The organism is Pantoea sp. SGAir0180 (assembly GCF_043546245.1).
The window spans coordinates 18,666-39,575 of sequence record NZ_CP028072.1 but is presented as its reverse complement, the minus strand read 5'-3'; the positions used below and the strand labels follow the sequence as shown (position 1 = coordinate 39,575).

Annotated in this window: 16 protein-coding genes and 1 pseudogene; 7 read left to right on the top strand and 10 right to left on the bottom strand. The window is 52.1% G+C overall.

The window, feature by feature from the left end; genetic code table 11:
- The gene (locus C1N58_RS20810; RefSeq protein WP_394564935.1) at nucleotides 1–1,278 is read right to left on the bottom strand and encodes an ABC transporter substrate-binding protein; all 1,278 of its coding nucleotides are present in this window, start codon (nucleotides 1,276–1,278) and stop codon (nucleotides 1–3) included.
- Between the two features lie 20 nt (nucleotides 1,279–1,298).
- Nucleotides 1,299–2,402 (bottom strand): ABC transporter ATP-binding protein, encoded by a 1,104-nt coding sequence (locus tag C1N58_RS20805; RefSeq protein WP_394551239.1) that lies wholly within the window; start codon nucleotides 2,400–2,402, stop codon nucleotides 1,299–1,301.
- A gap of 320 nt (nucleotides 2,403–2,722) precedes the next feature.
- On the opposite strand from C1N58_RS20805, the gene C1N58_RS20800 reads away from it, so the two are divergent.
- Nucleotides 2,723–3,463, top strand: coding sequence for a nitroreductase family protein (locus C1N58_RS20800; RefSeq protein WP_394564981.1), 741 nt, complete (start codon nucleotides 2,723–2,725; stop codon nucleotides 3,461–3,463).
- A 50-nt stretch (nucleotides 3,464–3,513) separates the two neighbouring features.
- Here C1N58_RS20800 and C1N58_RS20795 read toward each other — a convergent pair whose 3' ends face one another.
- The 5 genes and pseudogenes from C1N58_RS20795 to C1N58_RS20775 all read right to left on the bottom strand — a co-directional run.
- Nucleotides 3,514–5,058 (bottom strand): sensor domain-containing diguanylate cyclase, encoded by a 1,545-nt coding sequence (locus C1N58_RS20795; protein WP_205952999.1) that lies wholly within the window; start codon nucleotides 5,056–5,058, stop codon nucleotides 3,514–3,516.
- 249 nt (nucleotides 5,059–5,307) lie between these two features.
- Entirely contained in the window at nucleotides 5,308–6,663 is a 1,356-nt protein-coding gene (locus C1N58_RS20790) for a cytochrome c (protein WP_394564934.1), read from the bottom strand.
- The gene (locus tag C1N58_RS20785; protein ID WP_394551245.1) at nucleotides 6,656–8,260 is read right to left on the bottom strand and encodes a GMC family oxidoreductase; all 1,605 of its coding nucleotides are present in this window, start codon (nucleotides 8,258–8,260) and stop codon (nucleotides 6,656–6,658) included. Before C1N58_RS20785 ends, C1N58_RS20790 begins: the two co-directional genes overlap by 8 nt.
- A gap of 24 nt (nucleotides 8,261–8,284) precedes the next feature.
- Nucleotides 8,285–8,788, bottom strand: coding sequence for a sugar dehydrogenase complex small subunit (locus C1N58_RS20780; RefSeq protein ID WP_394551293.1), 504 nt, complete (start codon nucleotides 8,786–8,788; stop codon nucleotides 8,285–8,287).
- A 429-nt stretch (nucleotides 8,789–9,217) separates the two neighbouring features.
- Nucleotides 9,218–9,801 (bottom strand): annotated as a pseudogene (locus tag C1N58_RS20775) (ABC transporter six-transmembrane domain-containing protein); the annotation flags it as partial.
- Nucleotides 9,802–9,895: 94 nt separating this feature from the next.
- Here C1N58_RS20775 and C1N58_RS20770 point away from each other — a divergent pair.
- From C1N58_RS20770 to C1N58_RS20755, 4 genes are all read left to right on the top strand, one after another.
- Nucleotides 9,896–10,480, top strand: coding sequence for a TetR/AcrR family transcriptional regulator (locus tag C1N58_RS20770; RefSeq protein WP_394551247.1), 585 nt, complete (start codon nucleotides 9,896–9,898; stop codon nucleotides 10,478–10,480).
- 463 nt (nucleotides 10,481–10,943) lie between these two features.
- Complete coding sequence (locus C1N58_RS20765; protein ID WP_039339318.1) at nucleotides 10,944–12,326, top strand: diaminobutyrate--2-oxoglutarate transaminase; 1,383 nt, start codon at nucleotides 10,944–10,946, stop codon at nucleotides 12,324–12,326.
- A gap of 14 nt (nucleotides 12,327–12,340) precedes the next feature.
- The gene (locus C1N58_RS20760) at nucleotides 12,341–13,807 is read left to right on the top strand and encodes a pyridoxal phosphate-dependent decarboxylase family protein (protein ID WP_205952995.1); all 1,467 of its coding nucleotides are present in this window, start codon (nucleotides 12,341–12,343) and stop codon (nucleotides 13,805–13,807) included.
- A gap of 185 nt (nucleotides 13,808–13,992) precedes the next feature.
- Complete coding sequence (locus C1N58_RS20755) at nucleotides 13,993–14,280, top strand: VF530 family protein (protein WP_205951454.1); 288 nt, start codon at nucleotides 13,993–13,995, stop codon at nucleotides 14,278–14,280.
- Nucleotides 14,281–14,354: 74 nt separating this feature from the next.
- Here C1N58_RS20755 and mqo read toward each other — a convergent pair whose 3' ends face one another.
- A complete protein-coding gene (gene mqo / locus C1N58_RS20750; RefSeq protein ID WP_006122074.1) occupies nucleotides 14,355–16,004 on the bottom strand; it encodes a malate dehydrogenase (quinone) in 1,650 nt (549 codons plus the stop codon).
- Between the two features lie 371 nt (nucleotides 16,005–16,375).
- On the bottom strand, nucleotides 16,376–17,332 hold the full coding sequence (locus C1N58_RS20745; protein ID WP_394551250.1) for an Rpn family recombination-promoting nuclease/putative transposase: 957 nt from the start codon (nucleotides 17,330–17,332) through the stop codon (nucleotides 16,376–16,378).
- Nucleotides 17,333–17,619: 287 nt separating this feature from the next.
- Between C1N58_RS20745 and C1N58_RS20740 the strand changes: the two genes are divergently transcribed.
- Together C1N58_RS20740 and dcuR are read left to right on the top strand one after the other, a co-directional pair.
- Nucleotides 17,620–19,209, top strand: a complete 1,590-nt coding sequence (locus C1N58_RS20740; RefSeq protein WP_394551252.1) for a sensor histidine kinase — start codon at nucleotides 17,620–17,622, stop codon at nucleotides 19,207–19,209.
- Nucleotides 19,206–19,925, top strand: a complete 720-nt coding sequence (gene dcuR, locus C1N58_RS20735) for a two-component system response regulator DcuR (protein WP_394551254.1) — start codon at nucleotides 19,206–19,208, stop codon at nucleotides 19,923–19,925. Before C1N58_RS20740 ends, dcuR begins: the two co-directional genes overlap by 4 nt.
- Here the strand turns inward: dcuR and C1N58_RS20730 are convergent.
- Complete coding sequence (locus C1N58_RS20730) at nucleotides 19,831–20,886, bottom strand: FAD:protein FMN transferase (RefSeq protein WP_006122070.1); 1,056 nt, start codon at nucleotides 20,884–20,886, stop codon at nucleotides 19,831–19,833. The two genes, dcuR and C1N58_RS20730, sit on opposite strands and share 95 nt — an antisense overlap.
- Between the last annotated feature and the right edge of the window lie 24 nt (nucleotides 20,887–20,910).

Genomic DNA, 20,910 nt, shown 5'->3' with positions numbered 1-20,910 from the left:
TTACTGATAGGCCTTCAGTAAACGATCGGCCTGCTTCTGTGCCGCTTCCAGTGCCTCAGCCGGGGTTTTAGACTGCGTCACCGCCGCCTCAATGGCATGGTTCAGGGCTTCCTGTATCTGCACACTGTTGTAGGTAGAGAGTTCAGGCTGGGCATATTTCAGTTGTTCACGAGCGACCAGCGCCTGAGGAACCTGCTTCACATAGTCTTGCATCGCTGGCGTTTCCCATGCTGCCGGGGAGGTAGCGACATAGCCTGTCGCAATACTCCAGCGCGCCGCCTGCTCTGGCGCGGTGACCCAACGGATAAATTCCATGGCGGCTTTTTGCTGTTCTGGTGAAGCACTTTTGAAAACGTAGAGATTACCGCCGCCCGTTGGGCTGCCGCGCTGTGTTTTTTCAGGCAACATGGCAACACCAAACGGGAATTTGGCATTTTTGCGCACCACACTCAGGTTGCCGGTGGTGGTAACCATCATGGCCGTTTTGCCACTGAGGAAATCCTGTGGCGTCGTGCCCCAGGCAATCGCGCCTTTCGGGGAAACGCCCGCCTTCTGGCCTAAATCGGTCAGCCATTGCACCGTTTCGACATTGTTGGGCGTATTAAAATAGACCGCCGTGCCCTTGCCGTTATCCAGATGCGCGCCGTTCGTGGCCGCAAAGCCCTGGAAAACCCAGTAACCATTGGGCGTCGTCGGGATTTCGATGCCCCACTGACTGACGTTATCGCCGTCTTTCACGACCAGTTTTTTACCGAAATCCACCACCTGCTGCCAGTTCGCAGGCGCTGTATCAGCAGCCAGACCCGCTTTTTCAAACGCCTGTTTATTCCAGTACAGCACCACCGTCGAGCGCTGAAAAGGCACGCCCCAGACTTTGCCGTTGATGTGGCGCAAAAAAGCGGGGTAAAAGCTGTCGATCCATTTTTTACCGGCGTCATCCTGAGCCAGATCGCTGGCCGCCACAATAGCCCCTGCATCCATCAGAGAGTAGGCTTCGATATCACCAATGACCGCCATTTGCGGCGCATTCCCGCCACGAAAGGCGGTTAAGGCTTTCGTAACCGTTGTGGCGTAGTCACCGGTATAAACAGGCTGAATGCTGACCTCAGGATGAATTTTTTCGAAATCGGCCACCAGCGCTTCCACGGTATGGCTGATCGCCCCACCGACCGCGATAGGGTAATACATTTGCAGTTTGACCGGCTCGGCGGCAAAGACTGCCGTGCTCGTCGCGATAAGTAAGGCTGAAAGCAAACGTGACAGACGAATGGCTGGCATGATTTTCCCTTAGGTAAAAGTTAAACGGCGTATTGTTTGAAAGAGGCAGACATCTGCTGTTCAGCGTGTAAACAGCGTTTACCGCTCGCAGTGGAAAACAGGTATTGCTTATCGACAGGCCATTGCAGCCCGGTCAGATGACCTTCGTTAAAACGTTTCATGCCCGGCACGGTAACGGTTAAAACGGCCTGGCTGCCTGTTAGCTGACAGACTACTAACGTATCTGCGCCCATGTATTCGTAGTTCACGACGTTGGCAGTCAACCCCGCACTGTGAGGATCAATGAACTGGATATCTTCCGCCCTGATCCCCAGACTGAGCGCCGTCTCAGACGACTCGCTGACCACAGGCTGAGTGGGCTGGCTCAAAAAGTGCCTGCCGTTGACAGAGGTCAGCGGCAGAATATTCATGGGCGGCGCACCGATAAACTGCGCCGCAAAAATACTGGCCGGATTGTTATACAGGTTGTCTGGCGTATCATGCTGCTCAATCCGGCCATCATTCAGCAGAATGATGCGGTCAGCCATGCTCATCGCTTCCGTCTGATCGTGGGTGACATAGAGCATCGTCAGGCCCAGCGCTCTCTGCAGCGCACGAATTTCGCGACGCATACTTTGGCGCAGTTTCGCGTCCAGGTTAGAAAGGGGTTCATCCATCAGGCATAAGGTGTTGTTGGCAATCACGGCACGTCCGAGTGCAACGCGCTGTTGTTGGCCGCCCGAAAGCTGTGCAGGTAACCGATCCAGCAACGTCTCCAGTTCCATTAATTTGCTGACGCGGCTCAGGCGGCCAGCAAATGTCTGCCTGTTCTCGCCGCGCGCTTTTAAACCAAACAGCAAATTTTCGCGAACGCTGAGATGCGGAAACAGCGCATACGACTGAAAAACCATCGAAAGTTTGCGCTCTGATGGCGGCAGGTGCGTGATATCGCGATGACTGAAACTGACCGTTCCCTCATCCGCGGTTTCCAGTCCGGCGATCGTCCGAAGCAGCGTCGACTTACCGCAGCCTGACGGACCTAACAGCGCTACAAAGGTTCCTTCTTCCGCTTCGAAACAAATGTTATCCAGAGCAGTTTTTTCGCCCCAGCGTTTAGTGATGTTGTGAAGCGCCAAATGGCTCATAGCTTCGCCGCTCTGCCAATGAGAATGGCAGTAAGCTAGCGGAGCAAAATGAAAGATTTATGGCTGAAAAGTGTCAGCAGAATGACAGAACGTGATGTGATTATGGCGGCTAACGGTTCTGCAAGGTGCAGAGACGGTTAAGCGTTGTGCCGACAGGCTATCGACGCCCTTCGTGTCGTGCTGCTGACAGGACCTGATCTGATTCGTTTGAAGGCAGTTAACCTGTTTTGGCGGGTGAAAGCCAGTACGGTTAAAGAGCACAGCGCACTCTTTTGTTATCCTCACGACACGATTTTTAAAGGATGATGTCAGGAGAGATGATGAGCGAGATAATTAACCTGTTTACCCGTCACAAAAGCGAACGCAGCTTCACCGATCAGCCGGTCGATGATGCCATTCTGGATCGCATAATCAGCACTGCTTATCGCGCGCCTACCTCCGTAAACTCACAGCAGGTTTCTCTGGTGGTGACACGCGATCCGGCTAAACGCCAGGCTATCTCGCAAATCGCGGGCGGCCAACCGTGGATCGCTAAAGCCCCTGTCTTTATCACTGTGGTGCTGGATATGCATAAATCACGGATGGCGATGGCCGCCGTAGGCAAAGAGCAAATTGCCCAGCAGAGCATTGAAAGTATTGTTTCTGGCTCGACGGATGTGGGTATTGCCCTGGGAAGCATCATGGCTGCAGCCCGTTCAGAAGGGCTGGGCATTGTGCCGATTGGTGGTATCCGCCGCGATCCTTACGCCATGATCGAACTGCTTAACCTGCCAGAATATACCTTCCCGGTCGCAGGTGTGGTTATCGGCTATGTTGATCAACCCGCGTTTCAGAAGCCACGCCTGCCAATGCAGACTTTCCGTCATGAGGAAAGCTACCATACCGAAGGCCTGGAACAACAGATTGCCCACTATAACGCCGAGATGGTGCAGCACTGGAAAGATACAGGCCGCGCCGACGGCGAAAGCTGGAGTGACAGCGTGAGTGGCTATTACCAACACATCTATTTCCCCAAAGTCCTGCCCGCACTGCATAAGCAAGGCTTCGGTAGCGACAAGTAAGACACCACTGCCCGGAGCTAATCCGGGCAGCGGCACTGAATGGCGCGACGTTACAGACTAGCACCGTTTCGCCCTTCGTGTTTTGTCCGGTACAAGGCATCATCCGCACGCTTGATCAGTGATTCTGCATGCTCTGGCCCTTCGCCAGCCTCCGTAGCCGCCACCCCCGCACTGAGCGTAACGCAACCCGTTGTGAGCCCCGTTGAGACATGAGGTATGGCCCGTTGTCTGACGGTCTCGACCACACTTAAGGCAACGGTCAGCGCATCCCGGGCCGACGTATCGGCCAACACAATCGCAAATTCTTCGCCGCCATAACGGGCCGCGATATCCGTGCGACGTTGGGCAAACGTTTTCAGTATCTGGGCGACCTGCTGTAAGCATTCGTCACCTGACACATGGCCATAAGTATCGTTGTAGCGTTTAAAATAGTCGATATCGAAAAGGATCAGCGACACCGGCCCGCCGCTGCTGCGCGCATGGAGCAGGCTTTTTTTCAGGAATTGATCGAAATAGCGACGATTTGCCAGCCCTGTAAGCCCGTCCGCGTTTGCCAGACTCTTCAGCGACTGATTCGCGGCGGTGAGCTCATCGCGAAGATGCGTCAGTTCAAGTTGATAACGCAGGCTGCGCCTGGCTTCATTCCGGATAAATATCCAGAGCAGAATAATGCCCACCAGCAATACAAGGCTCAGTAAAACCCCCTGCACGCGGCTTTGCATCCACTCTAAAAAAAGCCGTTTGGTATCAAATCCCGCGGTCACAACTACCGGATAACGGCTGGAGCTGACAAAACCAAATATTCGCTTTTCGCCATCCAGTTCGGCTTTCCACTGGCCGCTTCCGCGCTCGGCATTGGCTAATAACTGATGGAAAAGTGGACTGGAGGAGAGGTTTTTGCCGATATAGCTGTCTGGCAAAGGGCGCGCATACAGCACCGTACTGTCTGCCAGCATAAGCACCAGTAAATCCTGCGGGCCGATAACAAAGTAATCGTAATAATGGCGGAAATAATCAATGCTAATCGTGGCGAGCAGCACACCTTTGAAGCCGCCATAGTCGTCATTAATCCGTAAGGATACCGGGATGACATAGCGTCCCGAGCTGCGGCTGCGGAGCGCCGGACCGACATGCACGCTGCTACGAAGATTATGTTGATGGAAAATAAAATACTCCCGGTCAGCATTGTTATTTCCTTTGGGCATCTCAGTAAGCGAACTGGCTATCCATCGCCCTTGTGAGTCAAAGTAAAACATGTCCTCCAGTTGAGGAAGACGACTTTGTAAGGTGCGCATGATGTTATTGACTTCCGCCACGTCAATATCCGTTCCGGGCTGGGACTGAATAACGCGCTGTACCTCGCGCAGAGAAAGTTCGATTTGCAAAAAGGTATCTTCTGCCTGACGGGCCTGTGCGACAGAGAGATCAATCGCACGCTCCTCGGTTGACCGGACGGTTCTCTGCCAGTCCATGTGCAGCGTCCAGGCATTAACCACAATCACGCCCAGCGTCAGTAAACTACAGGCCAGTGTTATGCTTCTGAGCAGCGGGGAAAGGCGCATCATTGCAGCATCTTTTTTACGACGTAATTCCATGCCGGTTTACCGTTTTTTCGCTATGGGATACCGCAACATATCAGAAATAACATGTTAACAATGACAACCACACAGGCCATTTCTGCCAACTGTGTTTAGTGTAGATGACGGTTACGCTTTCACGCGCATGCTGTGCATGTCAGCGAGAGGAAAGAGAATCTTCTCCGGCGGTGGAAGCATAATGCGGCAGGGCGAGTGAGCTGATTATCAGGTTTCCCCTCTGCCCTCAGAGACAGAGGGGAAGATGCCTTAACGTCGACGACGCCACCACCAAAACAGCCCCCCAATGACCACCAGCACGCCTGCGACCATCGCCCCCCGGACCAACGGCAGCAGCAGTGAAGGCTCACCGCCCTGACGCAATGCTTTCACGCGCGCCGGAGTGATGCGCACTGCACTGTTGCCGATGTCCTGCATCACGTAGTTCGTGACATCGGCAATTTGTGTGTCATTTAAGGTCTTGGCAAAACTGAGCATGCCCTGCCCTTTTGCAGGCCAGACACCGTCCAGTATGACCATCGCCACGTTATCCGCATTGGGTTTCTCCAGTACCGGATGTTTGGTTAAGGCAGGCAGGCCGTTAAGTCCCTGTCCTTCCAGGTTATGGCAGGATGCGCAGTTATTACGGTAAATCTGCTCGCCGTCCGTCATATCCGATAACATATCAGGTGTATCGTCCCCGGTGACGGGCGTCAGACCGACGGTGGGCTCCTCACTGTCGGCATCGGCATCCGTGTCGTCTTCGTGATCGACTGCAGGCAACAGGTAGGTCGCGATAGCGGCCCGATCGTCCGGCGTCATCCGCGAAAAACTTTTGTCGATGGCTTCCAGCATCGGGCCGGCCGCCGTTGCACCATTATCGGCGTGACCGCTGGCAAGATAAGCTGCCAGAGACTCGCGTGACCACTGATCGTCACTTTGTAACGCAGCAGACGTAATCGCTGGCGCATACCAGGTCCCGAGAGAAGCGCCCTGTAACGATTTATCCGACTCCTCCGCCATCAGGAAATTACGTGGCGTATGGCAGGTGCTGCAGTGGGTTAACCCTTCCACCAGATACGCGCCGCGATTCCATTCAGCAGACTGGCTGGGATCGGGAGTAAAAGGCTTGTCGTCAAGGAACAGAAGATTCCACGCCGCCATGCTGAAGCGGAGATTAAACGGAAACGGCAACGCCGTTTTTTCTGGCTGTGTATCATCTGCTTTTACACCGTACATAAAATAGGCATAAAGCGCGGAGATATCGCTGTCGTTAATCCGGGCATAGGCGGTATACGGCATGGCCGGATAAAGATGGCTGCCATCCGCGCGAATGCCCTTGCGTAAGGCATCGGCAAACTGCTTCTCACTGTAGTGACCAATGCCTGCCGTTTTTGAAGGCGTAATGTTGGTACTGAAGATGATCCCTAACGGGCTGCCAATCGCATGGCCACCGGTAAACGGTGCTTTGCCCTCTTCTGTATGGCAGGCCGCGCAGTCCCCGGCTACGGCAAGGTATTCTCCCCGCTTAATAAGATCGCCCTGGCTTTCGGCATGCGCAGTGGTCTGCATGAGGCTGAGCATAAGGGCAATCGGCGGCACCAGGCGCCTCAGTAACTTATCCATGCTGCGTCTCCTGCAAAATTTTATCAGCCGTGCGCAACGCAAGCGCCATGGCGGTCAGTGTGACATTACAGGTTCCGACCGTGGGCATCACGCCAGTGCCCACCATAAACAGGTTTTCATGATCGTGCGCCCGTCCCCAGGCATCCGTGACGCTGATAGCGGGATCCAGGCCCATCGACAACGTGCCAGTAATATGTTGGCGATTAGAAAATTTGCCGCTTTTACTGTGGCGAATATTGGTCGCGCCCAGCTTTGCGGCAATCGCGTCATAACATTCACGGGTTTTCGCCGTGCCCTTTTGCACATACTCGTCCACATTCCAGTACAGTGCCGGGGTAGGCAGCCCCAGAGCATCTTTGTTACTGCTTAACGTGACGCGGTTGGTGGGATCCGGGAGCTGTTCCAGGGCATTCTTTATGCTGAGACGACGTGCCGCACGGAAGCGAATCTGTTCCTGAAGTTTTTTGCCAAAATAGCCTTCCTCCAGCACTTCTTTCGTCACCGCGGCGACCTGCGAGGCATTGGAAATATCCAGACGGAATGGCGCGTGTTCACGACGGAACTTACCGTCCCTGAACTGCCCGATTGAGCACGGGCTGACGGGGCCGCGTCCGGGCCAGATTTCTTCATCCACATCAAACGTCACGCCAATCGCGGGGTGATCGCAGAGGTTACGGCCCACAGTGTCCCGGGCATTGCCGATGCCCTGTGGGAATCTCTCGCTGGTGGACATCAGCAGCAGCTTAGGCGTTTCAATCGCATTGGCCGCCAGAACAAATGTCTGCGCCGTCACGCGATGGCGGGTTTTATTCCAGTCATAATAGTTTGCGGCCACAATCCGCCCCTGCGCATCGTGCTCAAGTTGATAAACGACAGCTTCAGTGATTACCTGTACGCCGCTGTCTTCCGCCTGCTGAGCGGCCAGGCCACCGTGATACTGCGCGTCAATGGGGCACACGGGCATGCAGTTATTGTTTCCACAGCAGGCCGGTCGGCCATCGTAACTTCGGCTGTTGCGACCGGTACTGTCATCCAGTACGGTGAAGTCTGGCGCGAGTCGGGCTGTGACACGTTGCTGCAACCAGGAGGCTGGCACCCGTTCCATCGGAAACGGCTTACTGCGAGGCGAGCCGTTGTCCGGCGATCCGCCGACGCCAGCGATGACTTCGGCTTCATAGTAATAAGGTTCCAGATCCTGATAGCTAATCGGCCAGTCTTTTCCCACGCCATACAGCGAATGTTGCTGAAAATCATTCGGGACAAAGCGCCACAACTGAGCCGCCCAGTGCCAGCTGGTGCCGCCAAAAATACGAATATATTGCGCATTAAATGCCTGAGGACCCAGTTGCTGCAGATAATCATTGGGTTCTGGGGTATAGCGCGGTTGGGGTGCCATCGGTGAAAAGGGGTACGGTGACATAAAGTCAGACTTAAAGGCAGAACTGCGGAAGCGCTCCACCAGTTCTCCACGGCTGACCTTAGGTCCGGATTCAAGCAGGATAACGGACTTTCCGGCTTTCGCCAGACGCGTCGCCAGCAACGCGCCATTCACGCCTGCACCGATAACGACCACATCAGCCGAATTATTCTTCTTCATGGATAACATTACTCTTGAAAAGGGTCACGGTTGGCTCGCCCAACTGCCACAGACGCCATAGGAGAAGCTCGGTGGAACCAGTTTGTCGTTAACGACCCGATTCGCAAGCGTGTTGATATAGGTGATATAGCGCGCATTTTTGCCTTTGCCGACAATGCCGGTATACCAGCTGCTCAGAATCGCCCCGGCCAGTCTGGCGCTCGCCGCCTCAGTTTCAGCAAACTGCAGGCGTGCCTGTTGTAACAGGTCGGGCTGATGCGTTAACAGGTTGCTGAGATGAAAAAGTGCCGCGCTGAAGTTTTTCTGCGTCTGACTGAACGCATCAAACAGCGCACTGCCTACCGTGTCATTGAGCTCGTTCTGTTGTGTCAGTTGCTGTGAAACCAGCATAAACACATCAAGGGCATCTGCCTGCATGTTCGGTTGCGCGGCGTTGAGAGGCGCCAAAGGGAACAGATGGCCGGTCGCGCTGGCCACAACGACAAGCCCAACCATCTTCAGCACGCGTCGGCGTGAATAGTGATTCATCATATTATCCAGTCAAAAAGCTGCCTTTCTCTGGCAGCAAATCCTTCTTTGGCATACGAATAGTGTGTTGCCAGAATGCAATGCGTCCTGGATGCTTTGCCTTACGTCATCGCTAAACTTGACGAAGTGATGACTGCGACGACCTGCTCTGATTAACTCTATCGACAAGCCAGCCACTGTCCTTTACGTTACGCATGCAAGAAATCTTTTTCCTGTTAGCGGCAAACCCAGCATGATGCTTTGTGATCCTTCAACAGCGCCTGGACAGCGTTATCCTGTTGGCAGTAGTTAAACCAGATGGTTATTTGGGTTATGAATATATTAAATGGATAGTAAACAAATTTGATACGAAGCGGTACTGACCGTTGAGACGGGTGAGGTGTGTGAACCTGTTACGTCAGGCTGTCCTGCGCGTTGTGCCGGCGGCAAGCTGATCTCTTTTTCCAGTCGGTTATTTAGCCGGCCAGACAAGGCTTTATTTTTGTGTGAGAATCCCGGCAGGAAACATGCCAGGCTTAGCAAAATGATCGGGCAACCGACGCCCGTCCAGAACGCAATTGCCAGCAACACGATGGCGGCACCGCTGATGGGACGACGGATGTTATTAAGACAGGCAAATGCAGCTCAAAAAAGTCGACAAACTCACGTGACAGCGTCACACGGATAGCAATCGTTGAGGCATTACGCTTCGCGTTGCGCCACGACCACCGGCACCGCCAACTCTACATAGATCCGTGCAAAAATTCGGGTTTCCACGCTACGCCTTGCCGCACCGTTTCCCACATTGTAAAGGCCATTACCGCATGAAGCATGGCCTGGAGCGCATGTCCGGTGATAATGGCACTAATCGCGAACCCGGCTAACAGCGGGTAAAGCAAACAGGAGACATTTTCCGCCATGACCCGCAACAGGGTGAGAGTCAACTTTTTACTGTGACGTCGCCCCAGCGTTTTCAGGGTTGCAATGGCGGTATGTGGCGCGGTATTCGGTAGTGTCGCTCTGGAAGAACACATGATTTTCTTTTCGTAAACTGTTAAAACTGAGCGGTCGCTCAAGTACCAGCGCATCATAATTGCGTGATTGCTCAAAGTTAATTCAGGAGTCAGGATGCACGCATCAACACAAACCGCCGGGGAAACACTGAAAGAAAAAATTCTGGCGGGCGCCGTCGCGCTTTTTCTTGAAAAGGGGCTCGAAAAGGCCACCACACGCGAGCTCACCGCGACGCTGGGCATTTCACGCAGTCATATCTATCACTATTTTCCTGACTGGCACACGCTGACCTTAACGGCGCTGGAGCGCTTTATGCAGGGCGAACTCGACGACTTCGCCCGTGAACTGACCGCGCTGGATCCTGAGCAGCAACTATACTGTTTAATCGAAGGACATATTCCTGATGCGGCGGATTCCGGCTGGCAACTTTATGCTTCAGTGTGGCAGATGGCTGGGCATCACGATGATTATGCCGGACTGGCCGAAAAAATTACGGCCGGCTGGGATGCCCTGCTGTGTCGCATTCTTGAGGCTGGCGTCGCACAGGGATACTTTCGGATTGAGGATGTTGCGCGCAGCGCGCGTCAGCTCAACGCCATGCTGAATGGCTATGCCGATCTGCTCAGTATTAAGTCTTCGCCTGAGAGAGTCGAGCAGGTGATGTCTGATATTCATCACTTTGTAAAACTGCTGCGTTAACCGCATCCGCAACAACAGCGTGGCGTTGACGCCCACCGACATTAAAGGAATGTTAAATAGAAGTTATAATTATATTTACTCTTATCCTTATATTGTTTCATCTCTATGGCGCACGTTTTACATTTTGATGGTTGATTAATCTCAAATTTTATCGCTTATCCGCACCGAAACGGTTGCTAACACACTTTATTTTTACTTAGTAAAACGCATGCGTGATCCGATAAGCGCGTGTTTTTTGGCACTTTATTGATTATCTGTTTTAAGAAAAGTTGCTTACTTAGTGACGAAATTAACGGTAAGCAACTGTTTTATATAACAAATGAATTAATAAAAAGACATAAAATTAATCATTGAGTCCTGTGTTAAAAAACAATATATTGGCCGCGTTTTTAACATGAGTTCTAAATTTTATTCACTTATCCAACTGCAGCGTGATGCCACGCCCGGTTGTAGGAGAGATATGATGACGGATAAAGTCCGTATTGATAGTTTGAATGCGAATACATTAAACGGTAACAATGAGTCTTATCTGGCCCGCCAGGCCGAGTTTGAATCAAATGTTCGAAGTTATCCGCGTAAATTGCCGTTAGCGATCGCAAAAGCTAATGGTGTCTGGATCACAGACGTTGAGAACAAACAGTATCTTGACTGTCTTGCCGGTGCCGGAACGCTTGCGTTGGGTCATAATCATCCTGACGTACTGCAAAGCATCCAAAATGTCATTACCAGCGGCTTGCCGTTACATACTCTCGATCTGACCACGCCATTAAAAGACGCGTTCTCAGAATATTTGCTCTCTCTGTTACCGGGTCAGGGCAAAGAGTACTGCCTGCAGTTCACTGGTCCTTCTGGTGCGGACGCAGTTGAAGCCGCGCTGAAACTGGCGAAAAAACACACGGGCCGTTCAGGCGTGATCAGCTTCTCCGGCGGTTATCATGGCATGACCCACGGTGCGCTTTCAGTGACAGGTAATCTGTCACCGAAAGAAGCCGTGGACGGCATGATGCCGGAAGTGCAGTTCATGCCTTATCCGCACCTTTACCGTTGCCCGCTGGGCATTGGCGGCGAAGCCGGTGTTAAAGCGCTGACCTACTACTTCGAAAACCTGATCAACGACGTTGAAAGTGGCGTACGTAAACCGGCTGCGGTCATCCTGGAAGCCGTTCAGGGTGAAGGCGGCGTCAATCCTGCGCCAGCAGAGTGGCTGCAACGTATCCGTAAAGTCACCCAGGAGCACGGCATTCTGCTGATCCTGGATGAGGTTCAGGCCGGATTTGCCCGTACCGGTAAATTCTTTGCCTTTGAACACGCCGGCATTGAACCCGACATTATCGTTATGTCAAAAGCCGTCGGTGGCGGTTTGCCATTAGCCGTACTGGGTATTAAAAAGCAATTTGATGCCTGGTCGCCTGGCCACCATACCGGTACATTCCGTGGCAACCAACTGGCCATGGCAACCGGTCTGACAACGTTGAAATTGCTGAAAGAAAACAACATCGCTGACAGCGTGGCAGAAAAAGGTGAGTGGCTGAAAGGCAAACTGGCCGAGCTGCAAAAACGTTATCCGGCGATTGGCAACGTCCGTGGTCTGGGTTTGATGATCGGTATCGAAATGGTCAAACCAAACGAAGCACAGGATCACATGGGCTGCTACCCGGCTGACGGCGATCTGTCTGCGCTGGTGCAGAAAAAATGCTTCGAAAATGGTCTGATTCTGGAGCGTGGCGGCCGCCACGGCAGCGTATTACGTCTGCTGCCTTCTCTGCTGATCAACCATGATGAGCTTCAGGTTTTCCTGGATAAGTTTGAAAACGCCCTGCTTGCCGCAGGCGTCGAAGCAGTTTAAGTGGAGTAAGTTCGATGTCACGGTCAAATCCTATTCTGGCGTCCTCGGTGCAAAGCACCGAGGCTTATCAGCAGGCTATCGCTCAAAGCAGCGCGGCCGTTGTTAAGTGGCTGGAACAGCCTGAAATGTATCAGGGCAAAACGGTTGCAGAACTCCGCGAACGCATCAAGCTGGACTTTAATCCAGAAGGCCTGGGTAACCAGGCCGCCATTGAGCGCGCGATTGAGTATTTCCTGAAAGACAGCCTGTCTGTTCATCATCCACAGTGTGTTGCGCATTTACATTGCCCAAGTCTGGTTATCAGCCAGGCCGCTGAAGTACTGATCAACGCCACGAACCAGAGTATGGACTCGTGGGATCAGGCACCTTCTGCCACGCTTATCGAAATGAAGCTGATCGAGTGGTTGCGCGAGCAGGTTGGTTATCAGGCGGGTGATGCAGGCGTCTTTACCAGTGGCGGCACGCAGAGCAATCTGATGGGGCTGATGCTGGCACGCGATGCCTTCTTTGCCCGTCAGGGTCATTCCGTGCAGCAGGACGGCCTGACTGGCGATCTGAAAAAAATCAAAGTTTTCTGTTCGGAAAACGCGCACTTCTCAGTGCAGAAAAATATGGCCCTGCTCGGCTTAGGCTACCAGTCGGTCACGTTGGTGAAATGCGACGAGTTTGCGCGCATGGATATGACGGACCTGGCTCAGAAACTGGCACAGGCCAAAGCCAACAACGAGCAGGTGCTGGCGATTGTCGCGACGGCGGGCACAACGGATGCGGGTGCTATCGATCCGTTACGTGAGATCGTCAGGCTGGCGGCTGAGCAGCACATCTGGGTTCACGTTGATGCGGCCTGGGGCGGCGCGCTGCTGCTGTCCGAGAAATATCGTCATTACCTGGATGGTCTGGATCTGGTGGATTCCGTTACGCTGGATTTCCATAAACAATTCTTCCAGACAATCAGCTGTGGCGCTTTCCTGTTAAAAGAAGCCCGTCACTATGAGCTGATGCGCTATCAGGCCGCTTACCTGAACTCTGAATTTGATGAGGCACAGGGCGTACCAAACCTGGTATCAAAATCTCTGCAAACCACGCGTCGTTTCGATGCGCTGAAGCTGTGGATGGGACTGGAAGCGCTGGGCCAGAAACAGTATGCCGAAATTATCGATCACGGCGTCACGCTGGCACAGCAGGTTGCGCAGTTTATTGAACAGCAGGATGCGCTGGAGCTGGTAATGAAACCTCAGCTGGCGAGCGTCCTGTTCCGTTATCGCCCACATCAGTCCGCGGGCTGGAGCGATGCTGACATTGCGCTGTTCAACCAGCGCATCGGCGATACATTGCTGGAATCCGGCCGGGCCAATGTCGGCGTGACCGAGCATAACGGTATGACCTGCCTGAAAATGACGTTGTTGAACCCAACGGTGACCCTGGAGGACATTACTGTCCTGCTGGCACTCCTGGAGAAAACAGCACAGTCATTGCTGTAAGCCTTTCTTATTCTGCCTGACTCAGGCCGGTAATTTTTACCGGCCTTATTTATTTGTGAAGACTGTCCGCAAGGCTTAGCGTGCCGGTGGACAATGTCGCCCCACAGCGCCCCTGACTGAACTGACTTGCGCCACGCAGCATCGTGCTGCAGGATAAGACTTTTACAGCATTTACCGGAAAGACTATGACCGCTCACGTCTCTAACGATCCCCTGCACGGTATTACACTTGAAATGCAGGTCAACAGCCTGGTGGCACGATATGGCTGGGCTGAACTGAGCAAGCGTATCAATATTAACTGTTTTAAAAACGATCCCAGTGTGAAGTCCAGCCTGAAGTTTCTTCGCCGGACGCCCTGGGCGCGTGCTGAAGTGGAAGCCCTGTACCTGGCTTCACGGGATGACGCGCAACTGGATTCCGCACCGTCATCCGATGAAGATCCGTGGTCCAGTTGGCGCCGTGATAAAACCTGATGAAGATTGCGCGCATGCTTCAGACGTAAAAAAGCCCGCGTCATCACTGACGCGGGCTTTTTCAGATTATGGCATTACAGCGCCATATCGTGCTTCGCTGGTTCAGGTGTTTTATCACTTTTCGCCGCGGGAGCTTCAGCAGGCTTAGTGCCCATGTTAATAACCGGTGGCTTCGTCAGCTGCAGCGTTGCAGCCGTTTCATCCCACACCTGCTGTGTCAGTGCAGGATTGTCGTTCAGTTTCTGACCGTAAGCAGGAACAATTTTACGGATTTTTTCCTGCCATTCCGCAGACTTGAATTGCTCCGGGAACAGTTTCTGCATAACGTTAATCGCAATAGGTGCAGCGGTTGATGCGCCTGGCGATGCGCCCAGCAGTGCAGCAACGGTTTTCTGCTGATCGGTCACGATTTCTGTACCGAGTTTCAGCACGCCACCTTTCTCTGCATCTTTCTTGATGATCTGTACACGTTGACCGGCCTGGATCAGCGTCCAGTCTTCTTTCTTCGCATCAGGATAGTATTCTCTCAGCGCAGCAAAGCGGTCATCATCGCTCAACATGACCTGACCAATCAGGTATTTCACCAGATCGAAGTTATCCAGGCCCACATGGGTCATTGGCATAAAGTTGTGAGTCGTCGTCGAGCTCAGCAAGTCAAACAGCGAACCGTTTTTCAGGAACTTGGTTGAGAACGTGGCAAAAGGTCCAAACAACACGACACGTTTGCCATCGAAGTAGCGTGTATCAAGATGTGGAACGGACATCGGTGGCGCACCCACAGAAGCCTGACCGTAAACTTTGGCTAAATGACGCTCAGCAATCTGCGGGTTTTTGGTGACCAGGAATGAGCCGCCAACCGGGAAACCTGCATAATTATCCGCTTCGGGAATGCCGGTTTTTTGCAGTAACTTCAGCGCACCGCCGCCCGCGCCGATGAACACATATTTTGCGTCTACCGTGCGTTCGCCGCCATTTTTGGCATCTTTGATGGTCACGTGCCAGGAGTTATCGCTGTTACGTTTGAAGTCAGTGACTTCAGAAGACGTTTCCAGACGGAAATTATCATGTTTCTTCAGGCTACCAATCAACTGACGGGTAATTTCACCGTAGTTAACGTCGGTCCCGACAGGCGTCCAGGTTGCCGCCACTTTTTGTTGAGGGTCGCGACCTTCCATCACCAGAGGTGCCCACTGCGCAATCTGTTTGTGATCGGTAGAGAACTGCATACCCTGGAACAGGACGGTTTTCTGCAATGCCGCGTAGCGCTTAGTCAGATAATCCACATTATCGCCCCATACAAAACTCATATGCGGCGTAGAGTTGATAAATGAACGCGGGTTATTTAACACGCCGTCTTTCACCTGAGAACTCCAGAACTGGCGGGAGATCATAAAGGCTTCGTTAATTTCCAGCGCTTTGGTCACGTCAATAGAACCATCAGCACGCTCAGGCGTGTAGTTCAGTTCCATATTGGCGGAGTGGCCGGTACCGGCATTATTCCAGCCATTCGAGGATTCAAGTGCCACACCATCAAGCTTCTCAACCATGATCTGTTTCCAGCCCGGTTGTAGCTCTTCCAGCAGGGTGCCCAGAGAAGCACTCATGATACCGCCGCCGATCAGCAGAACGTCTGTTTTTTCTGGTGAATTTTCAGCATGGGTGACTGAAGAAACGAGTAACGCTGCAAGCGAAAGTGCAGGTACGAATTTAGTTGATTTAATCATTCGGAATCTACAATTAACGTGGAGAAGTAGTTAAAAAAAGTCCCGAAAGTTTAAAATATTGTTATTGCGTAGTTAATGTGAAAATAGTTAAAAAATTAAAAGCTTCATTATTTCGATTAATTTAGTTACAAAAGGTTAACTTCATTATCGATATATTTTAACCACACAATAAAGGGGCGTTTTGCAATATACAATGCCCTAAGGCAAATATTTTCAGCGCGCGGTGATGAGAAATGATGCGACAGCTTTTAGTCGCAGGAAGGCTAAAACACAAAGAGGAAAGCGCGCCGTTCCAGATAAGATATTACGGATAGTGAGTCTCTCAATGGTGATAAAAGCGGCTCTTTATCACTGACCGGTCAAGGGGATTCTCAGTGACGGATCTGCGCCAGATCATCCGCATTAAGACCCGTCATTTTCATTACCGTCTCGTTATCCAGGCCGTTTTGCAGCATAGTACGGGCAATTTTCAGGGTAGCTTCACGTTCCCCTTCAGAACGACCCGCTTCACGTCCCAACTGAATGCCCTTTTCGATACCTTTCTCCATGCCCTTTTCGATGCCTTTTTGTTCGAGCTGCTGCGCGATGGTCATTAGTTCGTCTCCATGTTGCGGCACACGTTGTGCCAGTTCTCTGACCAGGGCTTCGGCATCCGAAGTTTCCCCTGTCTGCACAATGTAGTGTATCAATGATATGACTTGTGATGAAGAAAGATAGCCTGCCAGCAATACCGGGACAAGCGTATCCATCAGCTCCGCAAAATCACGCTGATGGATATGCTTCTGGAGCAGTGTCAGCGCGGCCATACTGCGATGACCCGCAATTTCTTCATCAGGAATCACGGTGACATCCACCAGCGGGAAGGGTTCGGCATAGAGTCGGGCAGCCAGTACGGGATCGCTGAATGCATCGAGCCAACGGGTCGAGTAGGGATAGGGACTACGTTTCCCGGTATAGAAGAGGACAGGAATCACCAGCGGCAGACTTTTGTGGCCGGCTTCAAGGTGACGTTGCATGGCCGCCACCGCGTACCGCAGTAATCTGAAAGCCATCAGTTTATCCGGGGAGGACTGATGTTCGATCAGTACATGGATATAGCCCTCCTCGTCTCGTGTCGTTTTCAGACTGTAGAGAACATCACTGAAATACTGGCGAAGGTCGTCTTCCACAAAAGAGCCGGATTCCAGTTTCAATGTATTCAGATCACAAATAGCGCGTAATTCGGCGGGAAGATGCAATTCCATAAAGTCACGTGCAATCTCGGGCTGCGAGAGAAATTGTCGAAACGTTGCATCGTGAGGCATTAGCGTGCCGTTCTTCTTCTTCATCAACCCTGACTCCAGAATAACAAGCTGACATTTCATTGTGGCAATAAGATGCCTCTGGGGGATAAGCACGGAAAACACGCGCAATGACGCACGATAGCTTTACTTTTGGGTAGCAGCATTGACCTGAATCAGTCCTGCCTGTGTGGTGAGTTTTTTTAAACAGATGATCGCTGGCCATGAAACTGTACTGGTGGTACGACTTCGCGTATGTTGCATCGCGAACCTTACTATTGCTGATACTCACTATGAATGACTCCCGGCCCCACCGTTCGTCTAAAAAACGCCCCATGAAACTCAGCACGCTCTCGTCTCTGATGATGGCTGCTGTGTTGATGACCGTCTTGTTAAGCGTACATCTGCTTTACTATGTGCAGATTGATAACTTCACACGTGCGCATGTGAAAGATAAGGCCCTGGCCGTGGCGCGAACGCTGGCTGACAGCCCGGAAATCCAGCAGGCGCTGACCCAGCCTAATGGCAGCAAAATCATTCAGCCTATCGCCCAGGCAACGCGTAAACGTAATGATTTGCTGTTTGTCGTGGTAACAGATATGCGCGGTATTCGGTTTTCGCATCCGAATCCTGATGTGGTTAACCAACATTTTGTCGGTGAGGATATTAACCCTGCTTTACAGGGTCATGAGAACGTTGCGGTTAATCATGGCGTTCTGGTCGAAGCACTCCGAGTGTTTACACCCGTGTTTAATGCCAGACACCAGCAAATCGGCGTTGTGGCTATTGGCATCTCAGTGAATGACGTTGCCGCACAAGTCACAAAAAGCCGCTGGAATATCTTCTGGACGGTATTATTAGGCGCGTTGGTCGGCATGCTGGGCATTTTCATTTTAGTAAAACGCCTGAAGCACATTTTGCTGGGGTTAGAGCCGTACGAAATCTCCAGTTTGTTTGAAGAGCGTCAGGCTATCCTGGATTCGATTAAGGAAGGCGTCATTGCCGTCGACGATCAGTCCCGCGTCAGCCTGATCAATCAGGCAGCGTCACAATTATTGAAAGAGACAACGCGTGAAGCCTTTCTGAGTGGCGATCGCGTACCGGAAAATGCGCAAATGCTGACCCATCTGCGTGATGCGTTGCATGAAGGCAAAGCCGCATATGATGAAGAACTTAATGTGCGCGGCAAAATACTGATCAGCAACACCGTACCCGTGCGTAGTCGCAGCAGTATCATTGGCGCAGTGAGCACCTTCAGGGACAAGACAGAGATCAGTCAGCTAATGCAGCGTCTCGACGGCATGGTAAACTATGTGGATGCGCTGCGTGAACGTTCCCATGAATTCATGAACAAACTGCACGTGATTCTTGGGCTGCTGCACATGAAAAACTATGCGCAGATGGAAGAGTACATCCTTAAAACGGCCAATAACTACCAGACCGAAATCGGTTCGCTGTTGCAGAAGATTAAATCACCGGTCATTGCGGGTTTCCTGTTAAGCAAAATTAATCGTGTGACGGATGAAGGCCATCAGCTAATCCTGAGCGAAGCCAGCTACCTGCCAGACAGCGGCAGTGAACAGCAAATTGCCGCATTAATAACGGTGCTGGGTAACCTGATCGAAAACGCCCTTGAGGCGCTTGACCCGGATATGGACGGTGAAATTCACGTCATGCTGCACTACCAAAACGGCTGGTTGTCATGTGAGGTCAGCGACGATGGTCCCGGCATTCCTGCCGATCAACTGGCAACCATTTTCGAACGTGGCGTTTCCACCAAAGGTGAAGATCGTGGCGTTGGACTGTTTTTACTCAAGCAACAAACGGAAAGTCTGGGCGGTAACGTCAGCGTCGAATCCGAGCCAGGCGTGTACACGCAGTTTTTAGTACAGCTTCCGTGGGAAAGAGGAAATATTAACGAATGATCAATGTGTTAGTTGTAGACGATGATGCCATGGTGGCCGAGCTGAACCGATGCTACATCGGTCAGATAGACGGTTTTACCTGTTGTGGCACTGCGTCCACGTTACTGCAAGCCAAAGAACGCCTGTTGCAGACCGATCCGGCCGTTGATCTTATTTTGCTGGATATCTATATGCAGCAGGAAAACGGACTGGATTTGCTGCCGGAGCTGCGCAGCGCCGGTCGTCCGATTGACGTGATTATCATCTCGTCAGCAGCGGATGCGGCAACCATCAAAACCTCGCTGAATTATGGTGTTGTGGATTACCTGATTAAACCGTTTCAGTTTTCGCGCTTTGAAGAAGCATTGACCGGCTGGCGACAAAAAAAACTGCTCATGGATAATCATCAGTTTTATCAACAATCTGATGTCGACCAGTTGCTGCACGGCAACCCGGCGAACGCCAACGAGACAAAACGTCTGCCTAAAGGACTGACACCGCAAACACTGCGTACGCTTTGCCTGTGGATTGATGCGCATCCCGGAACGGAATTTTCCACCGATGAGCTGGCAACGGAGGTCAATATTTCTCGTGTATCTTGCCGCAAATACCTGATTTGGCTGGCACAAAGCAATATTTTATTTACGAGCATTCATTACGGTGTGACAGGTCGTCCGGTTTATCGTTACCGTCTCCAGCCTGAGTATCACGCACTTTTACGTCAGTACTGCCAGTGATGTAGCGGAAGCTGTGATCCAGCAATGTAAAATCAAAGTGACGTTGTGACGAGCAGATGATGCGTTTGTCGCGCGTCACGAAGATAGCCTCTATGCCGGGATAGGCTTTCAGATAGTCGCTCCCCTTTTCAATGCCCATGCCATAGATCAGCGTGGTAAAAATATCCCCATCAATTGAGTGATCTGAAACGATGGTTACGCTGAGTAGCGCGTTATCCAGCGGATAGCCGGTATGCCTGTCCAGGATATGGTGGTAGCAGACCCCTTCCTGTTCAAAGTAACGTTCGTAAATCCCGGAAGTCACTACGGATTTATTCGTTACGTTAATCACCCCAAGCAGCGCGTCCGAAGCGGCAAAGGGTTTTTTTAAACCAATTGCCCAGCCTTCCTGCGGTGCATCAGGCGGCGCGCCGAGCGTTTGCACATTGCCGCCAAGATTGATGAGCGCGCTGTCCACACCCTGCTCATGTAAAAATGCCTGCACCCGATCGGCAATATAGCCCTTGGCAATCGCACCCAGATCAATCTCCATGCCCGCTTGCTTCAGAAAGACCGAACGGTTCGCCGCATCAAGTTCAATGTTCTCAGGATGGGTTAAAGCGAGTTTTGCCTGTATCTCTGCCCGCGCCGGCACGCTTTTCCCCTGAAAGCCGATCTTCCAGCATTTGACCAGCGGTCCGATGGCCAGATTAAAACTACTTTCAGGCAGCAGGCTGACCGCAAGTGCACGCTCGATTAACCTAAACACGGGCTGGCTGACGCTGACGGGATGCTGACCGGCCGCATGATTAATCGCCATCACTTCGGAGTGCTCGCGATTGACGGTAAGCACATTCTCATACTGTTTGATCAAGCGAAAAACCTGACCTGCCAGCGCCTCATTATGCTCATACAGCTTAAGCAGAATGGGCGAGCCCATCAGGACGGCGGAATAGGCGTACACGTGCGAATCAGTTTGCATAAGCGACAGGACTCGGTGAGAAAG

Bases quoted from the DNA above. Each gene is read 5' to 3' on its own strand.
- dcuR (WP_394551254.1), top strand. From the start codon at position 19,206: ATGATCAATGTGTTAGTTGTAGACGATGATGCCATGGTGGCCGAGCTG.
- C1N58_RS20730 (WP_006122070.1), bottom strand. From the start codon at position 20,886: ATGCAAACTGATTCGCACGTGTACGCCTATTCCGCCGTCCTGATGGGC.
- C1N58_RS20755 (WP_205951454.1), top strand. From the start codon at position 13,993: ATGACCGCTCACGTCTCTAACGATCCCCTGCACGGTATTACACTTGAA.
- C1N58_RS20785 (WP_394551245.1), bottom strand. From the start codon at position 8,260: ATGAAGAAGAATAATTCGGCTGATGTGGTCGTTATCGGTGCAGGCGTG.
- C1N58_RS20745 (WP_394551250.1), bottom strand. From the start codon at position 17,332: ATGAAGAAGAAGAACGGCACGCTAATGCCTCACGATGCAACGTTTCGA.
- mqo (WP_006122074.1), bottom strand. From the start codon at position 16,004: ATGATTAAATCAACTAAATTCGTACCTGCACTTTCGCTTGCAGCGTTA.
- C1N58_RS20805 (WP_394551239.1), bottom strand. From the start codon at position 2,402: ATGAGCCATTTGGCGCTTCACAACATCACTAAACGCTGGGGCGAAAAA.
- C1N58_RS20770 (WP_394551247.1), top strand. From the start codon at position 9,896: ATGCACGCATCAACACAAACCGCCGGGGAAACACTGAAAGAAAAAATT.
- C1N58_RS20810 (WP_394564935.1), bottom strand. From the start codon at position 1,278: ATGCCAGCCATTCGTCTGTCACGTTTGCTTTCAGCCTTACTTATCGCG.
- C1N58_RS20760 (WP_205952995.1), top strand. From the start codon at position 12,341: ATGTCACGGTCAAATCCTATTCTGGCGTCCTCGGTGCAAAGCACCGAG.
- C1N58_RS20795 (WP_205952999.1), bottom strand. From the start codon at position 5,058: ATGGAATTACGTCGTAAAAAAGATGCTGCAATGATGCGCCTTTCCCCG.
- C1N58_RS20780 (WP_394551293.1), bottom strand. From the start codon at position 8,788: ATGAATCACTATTCACGCCGACGCGTGCTGAAGATGGTTGGGCTTGTC.
- C1N58_RS20800 (WP_394564981.1), top strand. From the start codon at position 2,723: ATGAGCGAGATAATTAACCTGTTTACCCGTCACAAAAGCGAACGCAGC.
- C1N58_RS20765 (WP_039339318.1), top strand. From the start codon at position 10,944: ATGACGGATAAAGTCCGTATTGATAGTTTGAATGCGAATACATTAAAC.
- C1N58_RS20790 (WP_394564934.1), bottom strand. From the start codon at position 6,663: ATGGATAAGTTACTGAGGCGCCTGGTGCCGCCGATTGCCCTTATGCTC.
- C1N58_RS20740 (WP_394551252.1), top strand. From the start codon at position 17,620: ATGAAACTCAGCACGCTCTCGTCTCTGATGATGGCTGCTGTGTTGATG.